The organism is Escherichia whittamii, assembly GCF_014836715.1.
Classification (GTDB): domain Bacteria; phylum Pseudomonadota; class Gammaproteobacteria; order Enterobacterales; family Enterobacteriaceae; genus Escherichia; species Escherichia whittamii.
The window spans coordinates 1-23,811 of record NZ_JACSQI010000014.1 but is presented as its reverse complement, the minus strand read 5'-3'; the positions used below and the strand labels follow the sequence as shown (position 1 = coordinate 23,811).

The window sequence follows — 23,811 nt, the reverse complement described above, 5'->3', positions numbered from 1 at the left end:
CTACAATCAAAACATGCCTGAATGTGCATCAGGTGCACAACGTTGTTTTAACTATAGAAATGTCAATTAATATGCAAAACGATGAGCAGACAGAATACAAAACCGTACGCGGATTAACCCGCGGGCTAATGTTATTAAATATGTTAAATAAACTTGACGGCGGTGCCAGCGTCGGGCTACTGGCGGAACTCAGCGGCCTGCATCGCACCACGGTGCGGCGGCTGCTGGAGACGCTGCAGGAAGAGGGATATGTCCGGCGCAGTACCTCCGATGACAGTTTTCGTCTGACCATCAAAGTGCGGCAATTAAGCGAAGGATTTCGTGACGAACAGTGGATTTCTGCGCTGGCGGCCCCACTATTGGGCGATCTGTTGCGCGATGTGGTGTGGCCGACAGATGTTTCCACGCTGGATGTTGACGCAATGGTAGTACGCGAAACCACTCACCGTTTCAGTCGATTATCCTTTCACCGGGCAATGGTCGGGCGGCGTTTACCTCTTCTGAAAACTGCATCAGGCCTGACCTGGCTGGCCTTTTGTCCGGAAAAAGAACGCCAGGCGTTAATCGAAATGTTAGCCGCCCGCCCCGGTGATGACTATCAACTGGCACGGGAACCGTTAAAGCTGGATGCCATTCTGGCGCGAGCACGCAAAGAAGGTTACGGACAGAACTACCGTGGCTGGGATCAGGAAGAGAAAATAGCCTCTATCGCCGTACCGCTGCGCAGTGAACAACGGGTGATTGGCTGCCTGAATCTGGTGTATATGGCCAGCGCGATGACCATCGAACAGGCGGCAGAAAAACATCTTCCGGCGCTGCAACGGGTAGCAAAACAGATCGAAGAAGGGGTGGAATCGCAGGCTATCCTGGTGGCCGGACGGCGAAGTGGCGTGCATTTACGTTAACGCCGCCGAATGGCGCAAAACCTTTCGTGGTATGGCATGATAGCGCCCGGAAGAGAGTCAATTCAGGATGGTGAATGTGAAACCAGTAACGCTATACGATGTCGCAGAGTATGCCGGAGTTTCTTATCAGACCGTTTCCCGCGTGGTGAATCAGGCCAGCCACGTTTCTGCGAAAACGCGGGAAAAAGTGGAAGCGGCAATGGCGGAGCTGAATTACATTCCCAACCGCGTGGCACAACAACTGGCGGGCAAACAGTCGTTGTTGATTGGCGTTGCTACCTCCAGCCTGGCCCTGCACGCGCCGTCGCAAATTGTCGCGGCGATTAAATCTCGCGCCGACCAACTGGGTGCCAGCGTGGTGGTGTCGATGGTAGAACGAAGCGGCGTCGAAGCCTGTAAAGCAGCGGTACACAACCTTCTCGCGCAACGCGTTAGCGGTCTGATCATCAACTATCCGCTGGATGACCAGGATGCCATTACCGTGGAAGCGGCCTGTGCTAATGTTCCGGTTTTGTTTCTTGATGTCTCTGACCAGGCCCCTATCAACAGTATTATTTTTTCCCATGAAGACGGTACGCGACTGGGCGTGGATCATCTTGTCGAATGGGGTCACCAGCAAATCGCCCTGTTAGCAGGCCCATTGAGTTCTGTCTCGGCGCGTCTGCGTCTGGCGGGCTGGCACAAATATCTCAAACACAATCAAATTCAGCCAATAGCGGAACTGGAAGGCGACTGGAGCGCCATGTCCGGTTTTCAACAAACCATGCAGATGCTGAATGAGGGTGTTATTCCCACCGCGATGCTGGTTGCTAACGATCAGATGGCGTTGGGCGCAATGCGCGCCATTACTGAGTTTGGGCTGCGCGTCGGCGCGGATATCTCGGTAGTGGGATACGACGATACCGAAGACAGCTCATGTTATATCCCGCCGCTAACCACCATCAAACAGGATTTTCGTCTGCTGGGGCAAACCAGCGTAGACCGCTTGCTGCAACTCTCTCAGGGGCAGGCGGTAAAAGGAAATCAGCTACTGCCCGTTTCACTGGTGAAAAGAAAAACCACCCTGCCACCCAATACGCAAACCGCCTCTCCCCGCGCGTTGGCAGATTCATTAATGCAGCTGGCAAGGCAAATTTCCCGTCTGGAAAGCGGACAGTGAGCGCAACGCAATTAATGTGAGTCAGCTCACTCATTAGGCCCCCCAGGCTTTACACTCTATGCGTCAGGCTCGTATGTTGTGTGAAATTGTGAGCGGATAACAATTTCACACAGGATACAGCTATGACCATGATTACGGATTCACTGGCCGTCGTACTACAACGTCGTGACTGGGAAAACCCTGGCGTTACGCAACTTAATCGCCTTGCAGCACATCCCCCTTTCGCCAGCTGGCGTAATAGCGAAGAAGCCCGCAATAATCACCCTTCCCGCCAGTTGCGCAGTCTGAATGGCGAATGGAAATTTGCCTGGTTTCCGGCTCCCGAAGCAGTGCCGGAAAGCTGGCTGGAGTGCGATCTTCCTGACGCCGATTGCGTATCAGTGCCATCAAACTGGCAGATGCACGGTTACGATGCCCCCATCTACACCAACGTAACCTACCCCATTGCGGTCAATCCGCCGTATGTTCCCGCAGAGAATCCGACAGGATGTTACTCGCTCACATTTACTATTGATGAAAGCTGGCTACAGGAAGGCCAGACACGGATTATTTTTGATGGTGTTAACTCAGCGTTTCATCTGTGGTGCAACGGACGCTGGGTCGGTTACGGGCAAGACAGCCGTTTGCCGTCTGAATTTGATCTGAGTGACTTTTTACGCGCCGGAGAAAACCGCCTCGCGGTGATGGTGCTGCGCTGGAGTGACGGCAGTTATCTGGAAGATCAGGATATGTGGCGGATGAGCGGCATTTTCCGCGACGTCTCACTGCTGCACAAACCGACCACGCAAATCAGCGACTTCTATGTTGCTACCCATTTTAATGATGATTTCAGCCGCGCCGTGCTGGAGGCTGAAGTTCAGATGTGCGGCGAGCTGCGCGATGAGCTGCGGGTAACCGTATCTTTATGGCAGGGGGAAACGCAGGTCGCCAGCGGCACCGCACCTTTCGGCAGCGAAATTATCGATGAGCGCGGCGGTTATGCCGATCGCGTCACGCTACGTCTGAACGTCGAAAACCCGGCGCTGTGGAGCGCCGAACTCCCGAACCTCTATCGTGCGGTAGTTGAACTGCATACCGCCGACGGCACGCTAATTGAAGCGGAAGCCTGTGATGTTGGTTTCCGCCAGGTGCGGATTGAAAATGGCCTGCTGCTGCTGAACGGCAAGCCGTTGCTGATTCGCGGCGTTAACCGTCACGAGCATCATCCTCTGCACGGTCAGGTCATGGATGAGCAGACGATGGTGCAGGATATCCTGCTGATGAAGCAGAACAACTTTAACGCCGTGCGCTGTTCACATTATCCGAACCATCCGCTGTGGTACACGCTGTGCGACCGCTACGGCCTGTATGTGGTGGATGAAGCCAATATCGAAACCCACGGCATGGTGCCAATGAATCGTCTGACCGATGATCCGCAGTGGCTGCCAGCAATGAGCGAACGCGTAACGCGGATGGTGCAGCGCGATCGTAATCACCCGAGCGTAATTATCTGGTCGCTGGGGAATGAATCAGGCCACGGCGCTAATCACGACGCGCTGTATCGCTGGATTAAATCTGTCGATCCTTCCCGCCCGGTGCAGTATGAAGGCGGCGGAGCAGACACCACGGCAACCGATATTATTTGCCCGATGTACGCGCGCGTAGATGAAGACCAACCCTTCCCGGCAGCGCCGAAATGGTCTATCAAAAAATGGCTTTCGCTGCCAGGAGAGACGCGCCCGCTGATCCTTTGTGAATATGCCCACGCGATGGGTAACAGTCTTGGCGGCTTTGCTAAATACTGGCAGGCGTTTCGTCAGTACCCACGTTTACAGGGCGGCTTCGTCTGGGACTGGGTGGATCAGTCGCTGATTAAATATGATGAAAACGGCAACCCGTGGTCGGCTTACGGCGGTGATTTTGGCGATACGCCGAACGATCGCCAGTTCTGCATGAACGGTCTGGTCTTTGCCGATCGCACGCCGCATCCGGCACTAACAGAAGCAAAACACCAACAGCAGTTTTTCCAGTTCCGTTTGTCCGGGCGAACCATCGAAGTCACCAGCGAATACCTGTTCCGTCATAGTGATAACGAAATCCTGCACTGGTCGGTGGCGCTGGATGGTAAGCCGCTGGCAAGCGGTGAAGTGCTTCTGACTGTTGCTCCACAAGGTAAACAGTTGATTGAATTACCTGAACTGCCACAGCCGGAGAGCGCCGGGCAACTTTGGCTCACAGTACGCGTGGTGCAACCGAACGCGACCGCATGGTCAGAAGCCGGACACCTCAGCGCCTGGCAACAGTGGCAACTGGCGGAAAATCTCAGTGTGACGCCCCCCTCCGCGCCCCACGCCATCCCGCAACTGACCACCAGCGAAACGGATTTTTGCATCGAGCTGGGTAATAAGCGTTGGCAATTTAACCGTCAGTCAGGCCTTCTTTCACAGATGTGGATTGGCGATGAAAAACAACTGCTGACGCCGCTGCGCGATCAGTTCACCCGTGCACCGCTGGATAACGACATTGGCGTGAGTGAAGCGACCCGCATTGACCCGAACGCCTGGGTCGAACGCTGGAAGGCGGCAGGCCATTACCAGGCCGAAGCGGCGTTGTTGCAGTGTACGGCAGATACGCTTGCCGACGCGGTGCTGATTACGACTGTCCACGCCTGGCAGCATCAGGGGAAAACCTTATTTATCAGCCGGAAAACCTACCGAATTGATGGACACGGTGAGATGGTCATCAGTGTGGATGTTGAAGTGGCGAGCGATACGCCGCATCCGGCGCGGATTGGCCTGACCTGCCAGCTGGCACAGGTAGCAGAGCAGGTAAACTGGCTCGGATTAGGGCCGCAAGAAAACTATCCTGACCGCCTTACTGCGGCCTGTTTTAACCGCTGGGATCTGCCATTGTCAGACATGTATACCCCGTACGTCTTCCCGAGCGAAAACGGTCTGCGCTGCGGGACGCGCGAATTGAATTATGGCTCACACCAGTGGCGCGGCGACTTCCAGTTCAATATCAGCCGCTACAGCCAACAACAACTGATGGAAACCAGCCATCGCCATCTGCTGCACGCAGAAGAAGGCACATGGCTGAATATCGACGGTTTCCATATGGGGGTTGGTGGCGACGACTCCTGGAGCCCGTCAGTGTCGGCGGAATTCCAGTTGAGCGCCGGTCGCTACCATTACCAGTTGGTCTGGTGTCAAAAATAATAATAACCGGGCAGGCCATGTCTGCCCGTATTTCGCGTAAGGAAATCCATTATGTTCTATTTAAAAAACACAAACTTTTGGATGTTCGGCTTATTCTTTTTCTTTTACTTTTTTATCATGGGGGCCTACTTCCCGTTTTTCCCGATTTGGCTACATGACATCAACCATATCAGCAAAAGTGATACGGGTATTATTTTTGCCGCTATCTCTCTGTTCTCTCTGTTATTCCAACCGCTGTTTGGTCTGCTTTCTGACAAACTCGGGCTGCGCAAATACCTGCTATGGATTATTACCGGCATGTTAGTGATGTTTGCGCCGTTCTTTATTTTTATCTTTGGCCCATTGTTACAATACAACATTTTAGTAGGATCGATTGTTGGTGGTATTTATCTTGGCTTTTGTTTTAACGCCGGTGCGCCCGCGGTAGAAGCATTTATCGAGAAGGTCAGCCGTCGCAGTAATTTCGAATTTGGTCGCGCGCGGATGTTTGGCTGCGTTGGCTGGGCGCTGTGTGCCTCGATTGTCGGCATCATGTTCACCATCAATAACCAGTTTGTATTCTGGCTGGGTTCTGGCTGCGCACTCATCCTCGCCATTTTGCTCTTTTTCGCCAAAACGGACGCCCCTTCTTCCGCGACGGTTGCCAATGCCGTAGGCGCCAACCATTCTGCATTTAGCCTTAAGCTGGCACTGGAACTGTTCAGGCAGCCAAAACTGTGGTTTTTGTCGCTGTATGTTATTGGCGTTTCCTGCACCTACGATGTTTTTGACCAACAGTTTGCTAATTTCTTCACTTCGTTTTTTACCTCCAGTGAACAGGGTACGCGGGTATTTGGCTACGTAACGACGATGGGCGAATTACTCAACGCCTCAATTATGTTCTTTGCGCCGCTGATTATTAATCGCATTGGTGGGAAAAACGCCCTGCTGCTGGCTGGCACTATTATGTCTGTACGTATTATTGGCTCATCGTTCGCCACCTCGGCGCTGGAAGTGGTTATTCTAAAAACACTGCATATGTTTGAAGTACCGTTCCTGCTGGTGGGCTGCTTTAAATATATTACCAGCCAGTTTGAAGTGCGATTCTCAGCGACAATTTATCTGGTCTGTTTCTGCTTCTTTAAGCAGCTGGCGATGATTTTCATGTCTGTTCTGGCGGGCAATATGTATGAAAGCATCGGTTTCCAGGGCGCTTATCTGGTGCTGGGTCTGGTAGCACTGGGCTTCACCTTAATTTCCGTGTTCACACTTAGCGGCCCCGGCCCGCTTTCCCTACTGCGTCGCCAGGTGAATGAAGTCGCTTAAGCAAGCAATGTCGGATGCGGCGCGAGCGCCTTATCCGACCTACTTATAAAATGGAATAATCGTAATGAACATGCCAATGACCGAAAGAATAAAAGCAGGAAAGCTATTTACCGATATGTGCGAAGGTTTACCTGAAAAAAGACTTCGTGGAAAAGAGTTAATGTATGAGTTTAATCACTCGCGCCCATCGGAAGTTGAAAAAAGGGAAAGCCTGATTAAAGAAATGTTTGCCACGGTAGGGGAAAATGCCTGGATAGAGCCGCCTGTCTATTTCTCTTATGGTTCCAACATTCATATAGGCCGCAATTTTTACGCAAATTTCAATTTAACTATTGTCGATGACTACACGGTAACTATCGGTGATAACGTACTGATTGCACCCAACGTTACTATTTCCGTTACGGGACACCCGGTACACCATGAATTAAGAAAAAACGGAGAGATGTACTCTTTTCCGATAACGATTGGCAATAATGTCTGGATCGGGAGTCATGTGGTCATTAATCCAGGCGTCACCATCGGGGATAACTCTGTTATTGGCGCGGGTAGTGTCGTCACAAAAGACATTCCGCCAAACGTCGTTGCCGCTGGCGTTCCTTGTCGGGTTATTCGCGAAATAAACGACCGGGATAAACACTATTATTTTAAAGATTATAAAGTTGAGTCTTCAGTTTAAATTAGCAAAATTGCCTGATGCGCTCTACTTATCAGGCCTACAAGTTCAGTGTTCTACGTAGGCCGGATAAGGCGTTCGCGCCGCATTATGCCTCTTTGACCCACAACTGTGGAAAACGTGTCGGTGCAAAGCGCAGGGTTATGATCATCAGCCCAACAACGCACAGCGCATGAAACATCCAGTCCATCAGGTAATTGCCACTGATACTACGCAGCACGCCAGAAAACCAGGGGGAAAGCCCGGCGATGATAAAGCCGATCCCCTGCATAAATGCCACCAGCTTGCCAGCAATACCCGGTTGTGGAGAGTGGTCGAGCGCCAGCAGCAAACAGAGCGGAAACGCACCGCCCAGACCTAATCCGCACACCATCGCCCACAATACCGGCAATTGTAGCGGCAGCCAGATAAAGCCGCAGAAACCGATCAGTTGTAACGCCAGTGCCAGCATTAACAGTTTGCGCCGATCCTGATGGCGAGCCATGGCAGGCATCAGTAACGCCCCCGCAGCTTGCCCAAGCGTCATCAATGCCAGCAAAGAACCGCTGTACTGCGCGCTGGCACCGATCTCCATATAAAAAGCGGGTAACCAGGCAATCAGGCTGGCGTAACCGCCGTTAATCAGACCGAAGTAAAGCCCCAGCGTCCAGGCGCGGGGAGTGAATACCACGCGAACCGGAGTGATTGTCGAGTTGTGAGATGAAGAGGCCTGGCGATTGCTCTGCCACCACCAGGCAAAGAGCGCAACAATGGCAGGCAACGCCCACCAGGCGAGTGTTTGATACCAGGTTTCGCTGTGTTGCACTAACCAGGGCGTAAGAGCGGCACCAAGTCCACCACCACCCATCAGTGCCGCAGACCACAGCCCCATCACCACTGGCGTACGCTGCTGAAACCGCCGCTTAATCACCGAAGGCATCACCGCCTGAATAATGCCAATCCCTACCCCACCGAGCAGTGCGCTACTGAGCAGCAGCGCACTATAAGGGTAAAGCTCACGCATCAATGCACCGACGGCAATCAGCAACAGACTGATGGCGACGCTGCGACGTTCACTGACGTACTGTTGCAGCCAGCCTCCGGCCAGTGCCAGCCCGCCCATGGTGACCACTGGCAGAGCCGTCAACAGGGCAGCTACGCTAAAGCTCATTCCGCTCGCCTGGCGCAATTGCGGTAGCAGTGGCCCGACGGAGGTGAGCAGTGGTCGCATATTAAGACCAATCAGCACCAGAACCAGCAGCATCGTGAACGTCTTTTGATGGTCGCGCATGGCTTTCAGAACGGTTTGGTCGGCAGATATTTACCATCTAAGGTGATGACCGCACGTTCGCCACCTTCCGGGTCCGCCACTTTCTTGACGTCGAGTTTGAAGTTAATCGCGCTGATAATGCCATCGCCAAACTTCTCATGTACCAACGCTTTCAGCGTTGTGCCGTACACCTGCAACATTTCATAGAAACGGTACATCGTTGGGTCGGTTGGTACACGATCATCAATGCAGCCACGCAGTGGAATCATCTGCAACAGTAGAATGGCGTCTTCGTCGAGATCCAGCTTCGCCCCAACCAGGCGAGCGGCGTCGGCAGGAAGCGCCTGCTGCCCCAGCAAAGCAGCGGTCACAAAGGCTTCTGCCAGACCGGTGCCGTCGGCAATCTCAGCAAATGAGAGATCTTTTTTAGCTTTGCAGAGCAGAATGCTATCGGCAAGATCAAGACGAATATTGCGGTTAATTTGCGACTGAATCATGGTAAATCTCCTGATGGATTAAAAGTATGGTTACGCTGCGGTTTGCTGGCGTGGTGATATGGCACAAACGCCGGGATTAGCTGCCAGTGGCACGAACTGGCGAGTTGCGCCGTCAAAGGCTGTGATGCAGCCGCTTTCAATGTCGTAGACCCAGCCATGCAGGGCGATCCGCCCCTCTTCAAGCGCCAGGCGCACCGATGGATGAGTTTGCAGATTAGCCAACTGAGCAATCACGTTTTCACGCACCATCGCCGCAGCTTTGGATGGTAAATCGCTATGTGGCCGCGCCTCATTAACGACGCGGGCAGAATCGGCATAACGCAGCCAGTGAGAGACGGCAGGCATATGGTCCATGCACTGGCAGCTGGCAATAGCGGTCATTGCGCCACAGTTGGAATGACCGCAAATCACAATGTCGGATACACGAAGCGCGGCGACGGCATACTCCACCGAAGCGGAGACACCACCGGGTTCCGGCCCATAAGAAGGAACGATATTGCCCGCGTTGCGAATAACGAACAGATCGCCGGGTTCGCGTTGTGTCACCAGCTCAGGGACCAGACGGCTGTCGGAGCAGGAGATAAAAAGGGTGCGCGGGCTTTGCTGTGTCGCCAGCTGTTTAAACAAGGCTTCCCGCTCAGGAAATGCCTCGCGCTGGAATTTAAGGAATCCGTCAATAATCTCTTTCACCGTTAACCTCTGTCTGTCTCTGGAATGAGAGGCAGACTACTCGCCGATTGCTATAAGGTAAAAGACTCATTTATGATGAGTTCTATTGGATTTACTTATAGGTTGGCGAATGCTCTCTCGACATATCAATTACTTTCTTGCCGTGGCAGAACATGGCAGCTTCACCCGTGCCGCCAGTGCATTGCACGTATCCCAGCCTGCGCTTTCCCAGCAGATTCGTCAGTTAGAGGAGAGTTTAGGCGTGCCGCTGTTTGACCGTAGCGGGCGAACGATTCGCCTCACCGATGCAGGGGAAGTCTGGCGACAATACGCCAGCCGGGCGTTACAGGAACTGGGAGCGGGTAAACGGGCAATCCATGATGTTGCCGATCTGACACGTGGCTCGTTGCGTATCGCCGTCACGCCTACTTTTACGAGCTACTTTATCGGCCCCTTAATGGCGGATTTCTATGCACGTTACCCCGGCATCACGCTCCGGCTACAGGAAATGTCGCAGGAGAAAATCGAAGATCTGCTTTGCCGCGATGAACTGGACGTTGGAATTGCCTTCGCGCCTGTGCATTCGTCGGAGCTGGAGGCAATTCCTTTACTTACAGAAAGTTTAGCGTTGGTGGTGGCGCAACATCATCCGCTGGCCGACCATGAACAAGTGGCGTTGAGTCGCTTGCATGATGAAAAACTGGTCCTGCTCAGTGCGGAATTTGCCACAAGGGAGCAAATTGACCACTACTGCGAGAAAGCCGGGCTGCATCCACAGGTGGTCATTGAGGCGAACTCAATTAGCGCGGTTCTGGAACTGATTCGCCGCACCGCCCTTTCCACCTTGCTGCCTGCAGCGATTGCCACACAACATGATGGGCTTAAAGCTATTTCTCTTGCCCCGCCACTACTGGAAAGAACGGCAGTTTTGTTGCGGCGGAAAAATAGCTGGCAGACTGCCGCCGCGAAGGCATTTTTGCAAATGGCGTTGGATGAATGCGCGGATGTTAGCGGGAATGAATCACGGTAGCCACTGACACAGGTCAGCGGCTGAAATTGCCTGATGCGCTACGCTTATCAGGCCTACGAGTTTAGTGCTCTACGTAGGCCGGATAAGGCGTTCACGCCGCATCCGGCATAAACTACGCTCGCTGTAACTCAGCCGATCACCGTTTGTAATCAATGGGTTCCGGCTGCTCCAGATACACAGTGGTTTGTGCCGGTTGTGTACTGGCAATCACCTTACCGCCACGTACCGAATAACGTACCGGAACCTGACGGCGCAGCGCGTCAAATCCATTTTCAGCCGGCAGGATAATCAGGTTAGCGCTGTTTCCGGCGGCAATGCCGTAATCCTGCAAATTCAGCGTTCTGGCACTATGGTGGGTGATTAAATTCAGGCCATCGTTAATCTGCCCGTAGCCCATCAACTGGCAAACATGCAGCCCCATATGCAGCACTTGCAGCATATTTGCCGTCCCCAGCGGATACCACGGATCGAAAACATCATCATGACCAAAGCAGACGTTAATGCCTGACTCCAGCATCTCTTTAACGCGCGTAATGCCGCGACGTTTTGGATAAGTATCGAAACGCCCTTGCAGATGAATATTAACCAGCGGATTGGCGACAAAGTTAATACCGGACATTTTCAGCAAGCGGAACAGGCGTGAGGTATACGCCCCGTTATAGGAGTGCATTGCCGTGGTGTGGCTGGCGGTGACGCGCGCGCCCATTCCTTCACGGTGCGCCAGGGCGGCAACGGTTTCGACAAAACGTGACTGCTCATCGTCGATCTCATCACAGTGAACATCGATCAGGCGGTCGTATTTTTGCGCCAGAGCGAAGGTTTTATGCAGCGACTCCACGCCGTATTCGCGGGTAAATTCAAAATGCGGAATCGCCCCAACAACGTCTGCCCCTAAGCGCAGCGCCTCTTCCAGCAACTCTTCGCCGTTGGGATACGACAAAATCCCTTCCTGCGGGAAGGCAACGATTTGCAGATCAATCCACGGCGCGACTTCCTGCTTCACTTCCAGCATTGCTTTCAGCGCAGTCAGCGTTGCATCCGAAACATCGACATGGGTACGCACATGCTGAATGCCGTTGGCAATCTGCCATTTCAGCGTTTGCCATGCGCGTTGTTTCACATCGTCATGGGTTAATAACGCTTTGCGCTCGGCCCAGCGTTCAATGCCTTCAAACAGCGTACCGGACTGATTCCAGTTAGGTTGCCCGGCGGTTTGCGTGGTGTCCAGGTGAATATGCGGCTCCACAAACGGCGGTAAAACTAAACCTTGCTCTGCATCCAGACTGTTTTCAGTGACGGGCATAACGCCAGATTGCGCATCAATGGCGCTGATTTTGCCGTTCTGCAAATGAATCTGCCACAGCCCCTCTTTGCCGGGTAACCGGGCGTTAATAATTGTTTGTAAAGCGTTATTCGACACTGTTAGCCTCCACATGCGTCATTGCTGCTGTCGTTTTACGATTCAAAATCGGGTTAAGGATCAGATAGCTCAGTGCGCCACCTAATACAGCGTTGACCGGAACAATCCCCGGTAACCAGTGGCCTGCGGCAATCCCCAGCGCGACCGCCAGAATCGCCACCCAATTGACACTCATCATACGCGTGGTCGCAAAGTGCTCATAGCGGCGACGGTTCATCAGATAGTCGGCGATGATCACGCCACCCACCGGAGGAATCGCTGCCGAAAGGAAAGTCAGCCAGCCGACAAAATTGTTGTACAGCCATAATGCGCAGACCGTACCGATAATACCGTTGATTACCGAAAGGGTTTTGCTCGACATACCGGTAATGTTGGCGAAACCTAAGCCCGACGCATAAAGCGCGTTATCGTTGGTGGTCCAGATATTCAGCCCCAGCACCACAATCGCGGGCAACAGCAGGCCCTGAGCAATCATCACATCAGAAATATCTGCCATGCCAAGTGCCGCAGCGCCTGCCGCGCCGAAAATAAACATCAACGAGTTGCCGAGGAAGAAGGCCACCATCGCCACCAGCACCGCCAGTTTGGCATTGCGACCAAACCGGACAAAGTCAGCGGTGAGCGTACCCGCACTGATAAATGACCCAACAACCAGCGCCAGCGCGACATTGAAATCTAACGGTTGTGCGGGAACGACCGCTTTTAATGCGTCCAGACCGCCCATGCCGTTAACGGCCAGCCACACCGAATAACCGCCAAGACAGGCAATAGCCGGAACCGCAATCACCGAAAGAACGGTCAGCGCCGAAATGCCAAAGAAGACGGTGACGGTCATCAGTAAACCGGAGACGGCAATCAGCAAATTAATATCCAGTCCGGTCGCCTTGCCCACGGGAATGGCAAACATCGCCACGCCAACGCCAAACCAGCCAACCTGGGTGCCGCCCAACAGCAGTGAAGGCAGCCATGAGCCTTTAACGCCAAACGAGAAGCGAGCAAGAAGATGAGTGGTCAGGCCGGTTTTTGCGCCAATGTAACCAAGAAATGAAGTGTAAATACCGAGGAGAAGATTACCGATGAGGACTGCGAGGAAGAAATCATGATAGCTAAGACCGGTTCCGAGAGTGCCGCCGGTCCACATACTAGCGGAAAAGAAGGTTAATCCCAGCATGACGAACGTCAATGCCAATACCCCTTTCCGCGCCGACTGCGGGACTGGCCCCTGGCTAAAGTTGTTATCTTGCGACACGAAATTCCTCCGTTTGCTGTTTAAAACCCAAAAAATCCGCCGCATTCTATTCATCTGAAGATAAAAAGCAATCGTTTCCGTGGGGAAATGTATTTTTTATATGAATGAGTGAAAAAAGGTGGGGAAAAAATTATCTGTGTAAAAACAGTGGGTAGGCGTGATAAGACGCGCCAGCGTCGCATCAGGCATCGGCGCACGACTGTCGGATGCGGCGCGAGCGCCTTATCCGACCTACGGTTCAGGCCCGTAGGCATGATAAGACGCGCCAGCGTCGCATCAGGCATCGGTGCACGCCTGTCGGATGCGGCGCGAGCGCCTTATCCGACCTACGGTTCAGGCCTGTAGGCATGATAAGACGCGCCAGCGTCGCATCAGGCATCGGCGCACGACTGTTGGATGCGGCCCGCGACGCATCCGACAATAACCTACTCTTCCATCGCCTGGCGGATCTGATCCAACGACGCAGGATCATCAATGGTCGTCAGATCCCCCGGATCGCGTCCTTCGCAAATTGCCTGGATCGTGCGGCGCAGCATTTTTCCGGATCGTGTTTTCGGCAATTGCGAGACAAACCAGACGTGCGCCGGGCGGCCAAAGTTGCCAATCTGGCTATCCACCAGCGCCATTATCGCCTTCTCTTGCGAGTGCGCCACATCACGGTCTTCCAGGCTGTCGCTCTCTTTCGGAATGACAAACGCCACCGCCACCTGCCCTTTCAGCGCATCTTTCACCCCAACCACCGCCACTTCGGCAACGCCCGGATGGCTGGAGATACTCTCTTCAATCTCACGCGTCCCCAACCGATGCCCGGCAACATTAATCACGTCATCGGTACGCCCGAGAATAAAGTGATACCCGTCAGCGTCGCGGATGCCCCAGTCAAACGTGGCGTAAACCGGACGGGAAAACAGCGACCAGTAAGTCTTCACAAAACGGTCGTCATCACCCCAGATGGTTTGAATACAGCCCGGCGGCAGCGGCCCTTCCACCACCAGCATCCCTTTCTCATTGACACCGCACGGTTCGCCGGTGGCTTCGTTGAGCAACTGCACGTTGTAGCCATACATCGGCACGCCGGGGCTTCCCAGACGCGTCGGCCTGTCGTCCAGACCGCGAGCAATCGCCATAATCGGCCAGCCGGATTCGGTCTGCCAGTAGTTGTCGATCACCGGCACATCCAGCGTATTGCTCACCCAACTGGCGGTCGGCTCGTCCAGCGGTTCTCCTGCCAGATAAAGCACTTCCAGCGACGAGAGATCGTGTTTGCGAATTTCAGCGGTGGGGAATTTTTTCAGCACGCGAATGGCGGTCGGCGCCGAGAACATACGGCTCACCTGATATTTCTCGACGATTTTCCACCACACGCCGCAGTCCGGCCAGGTCGGCAATCCTTCGTAAACAATGGTCGCCATCCCTGCCAGCAGCGGCGCGTAGACGATATACGAATGCCCTACTACCCAGCCGATATCCGACGCACAAAAGAACACACCGCCCGCTTTGCCGCCAAAAATGGTTTCCATCGAGGTCGCCAGCGCCACCGCATAACCGCCGACATCACGCTGCACGCCTTTAGGTTTGCCGGTCGTGCCGGAGGTGTAGAGAATGCAGGAGGTTTCGTTGGATTCCAGCCAGGCCACGGGGACTCGCGCACCAATATGCTGATGACGCAACGAAGCGAAATCGACATCCCGCCCACTGACGCGCGCCATTTTCGCCAGCCCGCGATCCACCAGTAAAACGTGGCGCGGCTGGTGCTGCGCCTGGCTTATCGCATCGTCGAGCAATTTTTTATACGGAATGATTTTACCACCGCGCGCGCCTGCATCTGCCGAGACAATCAGCACCGGTCTGGCATCATCAATCCGCGCCGCCACGCTGTGCGAGGCAAAACCACCAAATACCACCGAATGAATAGCGCCAATGCGCGCGCAGGCCAGTAGCGTAATATGCGCTTCGGCAATCATCGGCATATACACCAGCACCCGATCGCCACGCTGCACGCCCAGTGAGCGCAGCATTGACGCCACCGCATTCACTTCGTCATACAGCTGGCGAAAGGTGAAGGTGCGCTCTTCTTCTGTTTCTGAAGAGACGGCAATCAATGCCAGCGCCTCTGGCTGTTTCTCCAGCCAGCGGTCGATGGCGTTGTGGCACAAGTTGGTTCGGCCTTCACAAAACCAACGGGCAAACGGTGGATTGCTGTGATCGAGTGTTTGCGTAAAGGGCGTCTGCCAGTCGATACGCTGGGCCTGCTCGGCCCAGAACTGCTCCGGTTCGTTAATCGAACGCTGATAAAATTCGCTAAAAGACATAATGCTCTCCTGTTGAACTTACGCCTTACCGCTGTTTGCTTAAATGACGTACAGGTCGAGATACTCGTTGACCGACATCTGTTCGAGGCGAGCTCTGTCGAGAGAAACATCCAGAATGCGCTGCTGCTGGCGAGTCGGGAACTGGCGCGCGAGGTTGATTTTGAATTTATCGACCAGTTTCGGAATGCCGTCCTGGCGGCGGCGAGCATGACCAATTGGGTACTCCACCACCACTTCTTCAAAACGCGTGCCGTCGGTGAACTCAAGGGTAATGGCATTGGCGATGGCGCGTTTTTCCGGGTCGTGGTAGTCAGCGGTAAATGCCGGATCTTCAAAGCAATTGATCTTCTCACGCAGGGCGTCAATGCGTTTATCTTGCGCAACCTTGTCTTCGTAATCTGCCGCCGTTAAACGTCCGAACAGCAGCGGGATCGCCACCATGTACTGAATGCAGTGGTCACGGTCAGCCGGGTTATTGAGCGGCCCTTTTTTGTCGATGATGCGAATACAGGCTTCGTGGGTGCGAATGGTCACTTTTTCGATATCTGCCGCCGTTTTACCTGCCGCCTGCATCTGTTCATAGAGCGTCATCGCCGCCTCAACTGCCGTCTGGGAGTGGAACTCCGCCGGGAAGGAGATTTTGAACAGCACATTTTCCATCACGTAGGAACCGTACGGACGCTGGAAGCGGAACGACTCACCTTTAAAGGAGACATCGTAGAAGCCCCACACCGGCGCGGTCAGGGCTGACGGATAACCCATTTCGCCCGTTTTCGCCATCAGCGCCAAACGTACCGCGCGAGACGTCGCATCGCCCGCCGCCCAGGATTTACGCGTGCCGGTGTTCGGCGCATGGCGATAAGTGCGCAGCGACTGACCGTCTACCCACGCCAGTGAAACGGCGTTGAGGATTTCCTCGCGGGTCAGGCCGAGCATTTCAGCTACCACGGCGGTGGAGGCGACTTTCACTAACAGAACGTGGTCGAGGCCGACGCGGTTAAAGGAGTTTTCCAGCGCGATGCAGCCCTGAATCTCATGGGCTTTGATCATTCCAGTCAGCACCTGTTTCATGGTCAACGGCGCTTTGCCGCTGGCGACCGCGTTGCGTGAAAGCCAGTCCGCCGTTGCAAGAATGCCGCCGAGGTTGTCAGAAGGATGGCCCCATTCCGCCGCCAGCCAGGTATCGTTGAAATCGAGCCAGCGGATCATCGCGCCGATGTTAAATGCCGCCTGGACGGGGTCGAGCTGGAACTGAGTTCCGGGGACGCGCACGCCGTTAGGTACGACGGTGCCGGGGACAATTGGCCCCAACAGTTTTTTACAGGCTGGGTATTCAAGAGCTTCCAGACCGCAGCCGAGAGTGTCGAGCAGGCAGTAGTGCGCGGTGTCGTAGGCCACTCTGGAGCTGATTTCGTAGTTCATGACGTAATCGACGATATCAACGATTTCACGGTCGAATTCCGGGCGGATGTTGTTGATTTGAGCTGACATTGGGTACGTTTCCTTATTGTTATTCGTAGAGGTTTACTGGCGCTTATCCAGCGCGACAAACGGGCGGTCTTCCGGTCCAACGTAATTCGCCGAAGGACGGATAATTTTGTTGTCCTGACGTTGTTCGATAATGTGCGCCGCCCAGCCGGTGACGCGGGCGATAACAAACAGTGGAGTGAACATCTCGGTGGGAACGCCCATCATGTTGTAAGAAACGGCTGAGAACCAGTCGAGATTGGGGAACATCTTTTTCGTCTCCCACATTACCGTTTCCAGGCGATCGGCAATGTTGTACATCTTCAGCGAGCCGCCTTCCTGCGAGAGCTGCTTCGCCACACGCTTGATCACCTGATGGCGCGGGTCGGCGATGGTATAAACCGGATGCCCAAAACCAATCACCACCTCTTTGTTTTCCACGCGCTTACGGATATCTGCTTCGGCTTCGTCCGGCGTTTCGTAGCGTTGCTGGATCTCCAGTGAGACTTCATTCGCCCCGCCATGTTTCGGCCCGCGCAATGCGCCGATTGCGCCAATAATGGCTGAATACATATCAGAGCCGGTGCCGGCAATTACCCGGCTGGTAAAGGTGGAGGCGTTAAACTCATGCTCGGCGTACAGCACCAGCGAAATCTGCATCGCCTTTTCCCAGCTTTGCGATGGCTTTTCGCCATGCAACAGATGCAGGAAGTGACCGCCGATAGAGTCATCATCGGTTTCCGGCTGGATGCGTTCGCCATTGTGGCTGTAGTGATACCAGTAGAGAAGAATCGAACTCAGCGACGCCAACAGTTTGTCGGCAATATCCCGCGCACCAGAGACGGTATGCCCCTCTTTTTCCGGCAGCGTGCAGCCGAGCGCGGAAACGCCGGTGCGCATGACATCCATCGGGTGCGACGCCGCAGGTAGGGCTTCCAGCACGGTACGCACGTTAGCCGGTAAACCACGCAGGGCTTTCAGTTTCGTTTTGTAGGCGGCAAGTTCGTCACGGGTCGGCAGTTTGCCGTGGATCAGCAGATGCGCCACTTCTTCAAATTCGCAATGTTCTGCCAGATCAAGAATATCGTAGCCGCGGTAGTGCAGGTCGTTGCCGCTTTTGCCTACGGTACAAAGCGCGGTGTTACCCGCCGGAACGCCAGAAAGTGCCACAGATTTTTTCGGTTTAATGACATGGGTACTGTTTTGCAGGATCGTTGTGTCGCTCATGTTGTCCTCGTCATTGTTATCATTTGTAGGGTCTGGATTGTTGTCGGATGCGACGCTGTGCGTCTTATCCGACCTGCAGCTCAGTACACTCCGTAGGCCTGATAAATCGCATCAGCGACGCATCAGGCATCGGTTGTCGGATGCGACGCTGTGTGTCTTATCCGATCTGCAGCTCAGTTCCCCCGTAGGCCTGATAAGTCGCGTCAGTGACGCATCAGGCATCGGTTGTCGGATACAACCAACGGACGTTTCTTCTTATTTCGCCTGGCTACGGGCAAACAGGTCGTCGAGTTTCTCTTCGTACTGGTAGTAGTTGATGCTTTCGTACAGTTCGTTGCGGGTTTGCATAGTGTCGATGACGCTTTTCTGCGTACCTTCCTGACGCAAGACGTTGTAGACATGTTCAGCGGCGCGGTTCATGGCGCGGAATGCTGACAGGGGGTAGAGCGCCATCGCCACATGGGCGCTGCGTAATTCGTCGGTAGTAAACAGCGGTGTTGCACCAAATTCAGTAATGTTGGCAAGGATCGGTACCTGCACCGCATCGGCAAACTGGCGGTACATGGCGAGTTCGGTAATCGCCTCCGGGAACAACATCTCGGCACCGGCTTCAACGTAGGCCTGCGCGCGCTCAATCGCGGCGTCCAGCCCTTCTACTGCCAGCGCATCGGTGCGCGCCATGATCACAAAATCAGGATCGGTTTTCGCATCCACCGCCGCACGGATCCGATCCACCATCTCCTCTTTTGAGACGATCGCTTTGTTCGGGCGATGACCACAACGTTTCGCACCTACCTGATCTTCAATATGTAAGCCCGCCGCGCCTGCTTTGATCATCGATTTCACAGTGCGGGCGACGTTAAAGGCCGAAGAGCCAAAACCGATATCTGCATCCACCAGCAGCGGCAGCGAGCAAACGTCAGTGATACGGCGAATGTCGGTCAGCACATCATCAAGAGTAGAAATACCGAGATCGGGCAGCCCCAGAGAACCTGCCGCCACGCCACCGCCGGAAAGATAAATCGCCTGATATCCGGCACGCTGCGCCAACAGCGCATGGTTAGCGTTAATGGTGCCGACAATTTGCAACGGGGTTTCTTTGCTCAGTGCAGCGCGAAACGCTTTGCCTGGAGAGTGTAGAGACATAGCCCATCCTTTGTTATCAACTTGTTATTTGCGTTGATAAACACAAGGCAAGGGGTGTGCCAGAATTATTAAAAATAAAATAATCGATGCATTTCAATTACTTAATTAAAACATTCTTACTTAATGCGCAAATATGCGTTTCAGTTAACGTTTCAGGAAATGTTTCACCGCGTTTCATTGCAACAATTATGAAACAAGACTAAACCCAATATTCGGTTTCTTAACTTTGCGGTGCGCTATGGCACATCCACCACGGCTGAATGACGACAAACCAGTTATCTGGACAGTATCGGTGACGCGACTGTTCGAACTGTTTCGCGATATCAGCCTCGAGTTTGATCATCTGGCGAACATCACCCCTATCCAGCTTGGCTTTGAAAAAGCGGTGGCCTACATCCGCAAGAAACTGGCAAACGAACGCTGCGACGCTATCATCGCTGCTGGCTCTAACGGCGCGTATCTGAAAAGTCGCCTGTCGGTGCCGGTAATTCTGATTAAACCGAGCGGATTCGATGTGTTACAGGCACTGGCAAAAGCGGGAAAACTCACGTCTTCTATCGGCGTTGTCACTTATCAGGAAACCATTCCGGCGCTGGTCGCGTTTCAAAAAACCTTTAATTTGCGTCTCGACCAACGTAGCTACATTACCGAAGAAGACGCACGCGGGCAGATTAACGAGCTCAAAGCTAATGGCACCGAAGCCGTGGTCGGCGCGGGGCTGATTACCGATCTGGCAGAAGAAGCCGGAATAACCGGAATTTTTATCTATTCTGCTGCCACCGTGCGCCAGGCGTTCAGCGATGCGCTGGATATGACGCGTATGTCTCTGCGGAATAATGCCCACAACACGACCCGCAACGCCCTGCGTACTCGTTACGTGCTGGGCGATATGCTTGGTCAATCGCCACAAATGGAACAGGTGCGGCAGACTATTTTGCTGTATGCCCGCTCCAGTGCGGCGGTGTTGATTGAGGGGGAAACGGGGACGGGCAAAGAGCTGGCGGCCCAGGCGATTCATCGGGAATACTTTGCCCGCCACGAAGCGCGACAGGGCAAAAAGTCGCATCCGTTTGTTGCCGTTAACTGCGGAGCGATTGCCGAATCATTGCTGGAAGCGGAGCTGTTTGGCTATGAGGAAGGGGCATTTACCGGCTCACGACGCGGAGGTCGCGCCGGGCTGTTTGAAATTGCTCACGGCGGCACGCTGTTTCTTGATGAGATTGGCGAAATGCCGCTGCCATTGCAGACTCGCCTGTTACGAGTGCTGGAAGAAAAAGAGGTTACCCGCGTCGGCGGGCATCAGCCTGTTCCGGTAAGTGTGCGGGTCATTAGCGCCACCCACTGCAATCTGGAGGAGGATATGCTACAAGGTCAGTTTCGCCGTGATCTGTTTTATCGTCTGAGTATTTTGCGCCTGCAATTACCCCCACTGCGCGAGCGGATTACAGATATTCTGCCGCTGGCAGAGAGCTTTTTGAAAGTGTCACTGGCGGCGCTCTCCGCCCCGTGTTCTGCTGCGTTACGTGAGGGGTTAAATACCTGCCAGGTGGTTTTATTGCACTATGAGTGGCCGGGAAATATTCGAGAACTGCGCAATATGATGGAGCGACTGGCGCTATTTTTAAGTGTGGAACCGACGCCGGATTTAACGCCGCAATTTTTGCAGCTGCTACTGCCGGAACTGGCGCGCGAGTCGGCGAAAATTCCCGCCCCAGCCTTGCTGACACCCCAACAAGCACTGGAGAAATTTAATGGTGATAAAACAGCAGCGGCGAATTATTTAGGTATCAGCCGAACAACGTTCTGGCGGCGGCTGAAAAATTAAATTGCCGGATGCGGCGTGAACGCCCTATCCGGCCTACAAAATCATGAATTTCAATATGTTGCGTTCACCGATAGACGTGCGCATCGGGCATGTTTATATGAATTTCAGAATTACTTCTTCTTATAGATATTTGCCGTGCCGTGGATCTTATTGTCAGTCTGACCGGAGGTCAGTACCAACACATCAGCACCTTTTTCATCCGCTTTTTTGATCAAATCTTCTTTTGCATCTGCAGTCGACATTTCATTACTTGTTGAAATATCACCTATTTTTTCATATTGCGATTCAACCTTTTCAAATTCCGCTTTGGTCATCAATTCAGCGGCATAGACGTTTGTGACAACAAAAGCTAACGCACCAACTAAGAGCTTAGTTCCAGTTTTCATAGGTGAACTCCATAATGTGTGATTGGCTAATGCCCTGAAGCTAACAGTCATCATCAGGGTTGATTAATAAGTAGTTCAGCGGTTAGGAAAAATCCACAGGAAAAGAAAATATATTTGTATTGTTCTTAATGGGGGCTACACTAGCCCCACCGTTTAATACAATTATCGATAGCACGACTTAAATTATTTTTCACAAAAATCTGAAATATCCAACCAGCACAAAAATCAATGCAAAACTCACACTTCTATTGCTATTTTTCCGAATAACAAAACCAACAAAACATATTAATATGATTTTTATTGGTTTTATTGAATTCATTTACATAAACATTCAGATAATTCATCATTATTTTATTTAAAAACAATAAAAAAACATGGCAACATCACTTATTAACCGCCAAATTCTAAAGATACAATGAACAACCAATAGTTGAACAATCTTCTAATAGGCCACATTGAAGCTATTATTCTATAACTGCATGCTTAAGCCTTATTAGATAGCTGGAGAAAAGCACTGCAATGAAACACATCTCGCCATATGATTTTTAAGGATGAAAGTAAGTGATATGAAGTTAACAAAACATGCTTTATCAACGCTGTCTATAGCCATTTTAACCATATTATTTACGCCAGAATCCCTGGCCATCACCCCACCTATAAATTCAGATAGTAATGTTGTCATTAATAATAATGAAGAGGTAAAACTCATTGCCTCAGAGGGCTACGATCCCGGATGGGAGCATTTTAAATCATTGAAAGTAGGTGAAGACTCTAATGGTTCATTGCTCATTGATAATCTTTCATTTACCACTTCATCAGCCAGCATTGGTAATCATGCTGAAGGCACCATCACTTTAACCAATCATACCAACTGGCAGTTAGACACCCCTACTTCCAATATTTTTTTGGGCACTAACGAAGGGTCCGGTACGTTATACGTGTTAGAAGGTAGTAAGATAAGTGGCCTGCAATCAATAAGAATCGGTGAGTTTTATGGTGATGCCAGGGGGACGTTGGTTATTGATGGAGAAAACTCATCAGTCACCACTAACATTGCTATTGTTGGCGATCAGGGAACGGGAAAAGTATCTGTTACTAATGGCGGAACACTCACTTCCCTGAAACAACTGAATATTGGGTATGTTAACGCACATTCTCCTTTGTCAGCTAACCAGAGTAGTTATGGAGAAGTTCAGGTTGCCGACAAAAACTCAACAGTAAATGCCCCATATATACTTCTGGGCGGATATGACCCATCCTCTACTTCTGATACTACCGGGGTCCTCACTGTCAGCAACGATGCCGTAATCAATGCGAGTTTATATATCATGGTTGGCGTCTCCTCTAACGGAACAGGAGTGTTAAATATTGGAGGGGCGCAAGGTGAAGCTGCGCAGCCTGCTGGTTCAATTAATACTCCCGTCATTATTTTAGGAGGGGCAAATACCTCTACTACGTCGATAGTAAACTTTAATCACACCAATGCTAATTTTGTTCTGACCGTACCCATAGATGGCAAAGGCCAGGTTAACCAGGTCGGCTCCGGAACGACAACATTATCCGGTATGAATAACTATGACGGTAATACCTATATAACCAAAGGCAGCCTACGCGCAGGTAACGATAATACCTTCAGCGCCAACTCCGATTATATTGTCGACAGTGGTGGACATCTCGATTTAAACGGTTATTCGCAGGCGTTAAAAACGCTGGCGCTGGCTGGTACGGCGACGCTGTCTTCGTATGAACAGGGCCACGAGTTCACGCCGACCACTCTGACCATTGACGGCAACTATACTGCCAGTGATGGTTTGTTAGTCATGCATACTGTATTAGGCGATGATAATTCCGCAACGGATAAACTCATTGTAAAAGGTGATACTTCCGGTAGCACCCGCGTCATGGTCAACAATGCGGGCGGTCTGGGCGCGGATACCCTGGAAGGGATAAAAATTGTGGAGGTTGACGGCCTGTCAGAGGGCGTTTTCAGTAAAGAAGGCCGTATTGTTGCCGGTCCTTATGACTACAACGTGGTAAAAAGCGACAACCAGAACTGGTTTTTAACCAGTGAAATTCCCGCAGGACCGTATACCCC

At 52.6% G+C, this 23,811-nt stretch carries 18 protein-coding genes; 8 read left to right on the top strand and 10 right to left on the bottom strand.

All coding sequences use genetic code 11. The annotated features are described in order from the left end of the window. Positions 1–71 precede the first annotated feature (71 nt). From H9644_RS18120 to lacA, 5 genes are all read left to right on the top strand, one after another. Complete coding sequence (locus tag H9644_RS18120) at positions 72–905, top strand: DNA-binding transcriptional regulator (protein ID WP_225221451.1); 834 nt, start codon at positions 72–74, stop codon at positions 903–905. 67 nt (positions 906–972) lie between these two features. After that, positions 973–2,064 carry a DNA-binding transcriptional repressor LacI gene (lacI, locus tag H9644_RS18115; protein ID WP_191775762.1) on the top strand — a complete coding sequence of 364 codons (1,092 nt, stop codon included), beginning with the start codon at positions 973–975 and terminating at the stop codon, positions 2,062–2,064. A gap of 122 nt (positions 2,065–2,186) precedes the next feature. Next, positions 2,187–5,261, top strand: a complete 3,075-nt coding sequence (gene lacZ, locus H9644_RS18110; protein WP_191775760.1) for a beta-galactosidase — start codon at positions 2,187–2,189, stop codon at positions 5,259–5,261. 51 nt (positions 5,262–5,312) lie between these two features. Then, positions 5,313–6,566, top strand: a complete 1,254-nt coding sequence (lacY, locus tag H9644_RS18105; RefSeq protein WP_064527027.1) for a lactose permease — start codon at positions 5,313–5,315, stop codon at positions 6,564–6,566. A 64-nt stretch (positions 6,567–6,630) separates the two neighbouring features. Next, positions 6,631–7,242 carry a galactoside O-acetyltransferase gene (lacA, locus tag H9644_RS18100; RefSeq protein ID WP_191775758.1) on the top strand — a complete coding sequence of 204 codons (612 nt, stop codon included), beginning with the start codon at positions 6,631–6,633 and terminating at the stop codon, positions 7,240–7,242. Positions 7,243–7,327: 85 nt separating this feature from the next. Here lacA and H9644_RS18095 read toward each other — a convergent pair whose 3' ends face one another. Genes H9644_RS18095 through cynT form a run of 3 tightly spaced genes read right to left on the bottom strand, consistent with a single transcriptional unit; the run spans position 7,328 to position 9,675 of the window. Continuing rightward, complete coding sequence (locus tag H9644_RS18095) at positions 7,328–8,509, bottom strand: CynX/NimT family MFS transporter (RefSeq protein WP_191775756.1); 1,182 nt, start codon at positions 8,507–8,509, stop codon at positions 7,328–7,330. A 5-nt stretch (positions 8,510–8,514) separates the two neighbouring features. Next, the gene (cynS, locus tag H9644_RS18090) at positions 8,515–8,985 is read right to left on the bottom strand and encodes a cyanase (protein WP_191775753.1); all 471 of its coding nucleotides are present in this window, start codon (positions 8,983–8,985) and stop codon (positions 8,515–8,517) included. Positions 8,986–9,015: 30 nt separating this feature from the next. After that, on the bottom strand, positions 9,016–9,675 hold the full coding sequence (gene cynT / locus H9644_RS18085; protein WP_064527019.1) for a carbonic anhydrase CynT: 660 nt from the start codon (positions 9,673–9,675) through the stop codon (positions 9,016–9,018). Positions 9,676–9,784: 109 nt separating this feature from the next. Between cynT and cynR the strand changes: the two genes are divergently transcribed. Continuing rightward, positions 9,785–10,684 carry a transcriptional regulator CynR gene (gene cynR / locus H9644_RS18080; protein WP_191775887.1) on the top strand — a complete coding sequence of 300 codons (900 nt, stop codon included), beginning with the start codon at positions 9,785–9,787 and terminating at the stop codon, positions 10,682–10,684. Between the two features lie 136 nt (positions 10,685–10,820). Here the strand turns inward: cynR and codA are convergent, their stop codons facing one another. The 6 genes from codA to prpB form a co-directional block, all read right to left on the bottom strand. Beyond that, positions 10,821–12,104, bottom strand: a complete 1,284-nt coding sequence (gene codA, locus H9644_RS18075) for a cytosine/isoguanine deaminase (RefSeq protein WP_064527015.1) — start codon at positions 12,102–12,104, stop codon at positions 10,821–10,823. Then, a complete protein-coding gene (codB, locus tag H9644_RS18070) occupies positions 12,094–13,353 on the bottom strand; it encodes a cytosine permease (RefSeq protein ID WP_000076233.1) in 1,260 nt (419 codons plus the stop codon). The genes codA and codB overlap by 11 nt, the downstream gene beginning before the upstream one ends. A gap of 425 nt (positions 13,354–13,778) precedes the next feature. Next, a complete protein-coding gene (prpE, locus tag H9644_RS18065) occupies positions 13,779–15,665 on the bottom strand; it encodes a propionate--CoA ligase (protein WP_191775751.1) in 1,887 nt (628 codons plus the stop codon). Positions 15,666–15,704: 39 nt separating this feature from the next. Beyond that, on the bottom strand, positions 15,705–17,156 hold the full coding sequence (gene prpD, locus H9644_RS18060) for a 2-methylcitrate dehydratase (protein WP_191775749.1): 1,452 nt from the start codon (positions 17,154–17,156) through the stop codon (positions 15,705–15,707). 33 nt (positions 17,157–17,189) lie between these two features. Continuing rightward, positions 17,190–18,359, bottom strand: coding sequence for a bifunctional 2-methylcitrate synthase/citrate synthase (gene prpC / locus H9644_RS18055; protein WP_130206117.1), 1,170 nt, complete (start codon positions 18,357–18,359; stop codon positions 17,190–17,192). 255 nt (positions 18,360–18,614) lie between these two features. Next, positions 18,615–19,505: a methylisocitrate lyase gene (gene prpB / locus H9644_RS18050; protein ID WP_032280350.1), complete on the bottom strand. Its 891-nt coding sequence runs from the start codon at positions 19,503–19,505 to the stop codon at positions 18,615–18,617. A 238-nt stretch (positions 19,506–19,743) separates the two neighbouring features. Here prpB and prpR point away from each other — a divergent pair, with 238 nt between their 5' ends. Next, on the top strand, positions 19,744–21,330 hold the full coding sequence (gene prpR / locus H9644_RS18045) for a propionate catabolism operon regulatory protein PrpR (RefSeq protein ID WP_191775747.1): 1,587 nt from the start codon (positions 19,744–19,746) through the stop codon (positions 21,328–21,330). A 110-nt stretch (positions 21,331–21,440) separates the two neighbouring features. Here prpR and yahO read toward each other — a convergent pair whose 3' ends face one another. Further along, a complete protein-coding gene (gene yahO / locus H9644_RS18040; RefSeq protein WP_000848012.1) occupies positions 21,441–21,716 on the bottom strand; it encodes a DUF1471 family periplasmic protein YahO in 276 nt (91 codons plus the stop codon). 566 nt (positions 21,717–22,282) lie between these two features. On the opposite strand from yahO, the gene H9644_RS18035 reads away from it, so the two are divergent. Beyond that, a partial coding sequence (locus H9644_RS18035) for an autotransporter outer membrane beta-barrel domain-containing protein (protein WP_225221448.1) occupies positions 22,283–23,811 on the top strand: 1,529 nt, incomplete at its 3' end.

Coding starts and splice junctions, on each gene's coding strand:
- H9644_RS18120 (WP_225221451.1), top strand. CDS start 72: ATGCAAAACGATGAGCAGACAGAATACAAAACCGTACGCGGATTAACC.
- lacI (WP_191775762.1), top strand. CDS start 973: ATGGTGAATGTGAAACCAGTAACGCTATACGATGTCGCAGAGTATGCC.
- lacZ (WP_191775760.1), top strand. CDS start 2,187: ATGACCATGATTACGGATTCACTGGCCGTCGTACTACAACGTCGTGAC.
- lacY (WP_064527027.1), top strand. CDS start 5,313: ATGTTCTATTTAAAAAACACAAACTTTTGGATGTTCGGCTTATTCTTT.
- lacA (WP_191775758.1), top strand. CDS start 6,631: ATGAACATGCCAATGACCGAAAGAATAAAAGCAGGAAAGCTATTTACC.
- H9644_RS18095 (WP_191775756.1), bottom strand. CDS start 8,509: ATGCGCGACCATCAAAAGACGTTCACGATGCTGCTGGTTCTGGTGCTG.
- cynS (WP_191775753.1), bottom strand. CDS start 8,985: ATGATTCAGTCGCAAATTAACCGCAATATTCGTCTTGATCTTGCCGAT.
- cynR (WP_191775887.1), top strand. CDS start 9,785: ATGCTCTCTCGACATATCAATTACTTTCTTGCCGTGGCAGAACATGGC.
- prpE (WP_191775751.1), bottom strand. CDS start 15,665: ATGTCTTTTAGCGAATTTTATCAGCGTTCGATTAACGAACCGGAGCAG.
- prpD (WP_191775749.1), bottom strand. CDS start 17,156: ATGTCAGCTCAAATCAACAACATCCGCCCGGAATTCGACCGTGAAATC.
- prpC (WP_130206117.1), bottom strand. CDS start 18,359: ATGAGCGACACAACGATCCTGCAAAACAGTACCCATGTCATTAAACCG.
- prpB (WP_032280350.1), bottom strand. CDS start 19,505: ATGTCTCTACACTCTCCAGGCAAAGCGTTTCGCGCTGCACTGAGCAAA.
- prpR (WP_191775747.1), top strand. CDS start 19,744: ATGGCACATCCACCACGGCTGAATGACGACAAACCAGTTATCTGGACA.
- yahO (WP_000848012.1), bottom strand. CDS start 21,716: ATGAAAACTGGAACTAAGCTCTTAGTTGGTGCGTTAGCTTTTGTTGTC.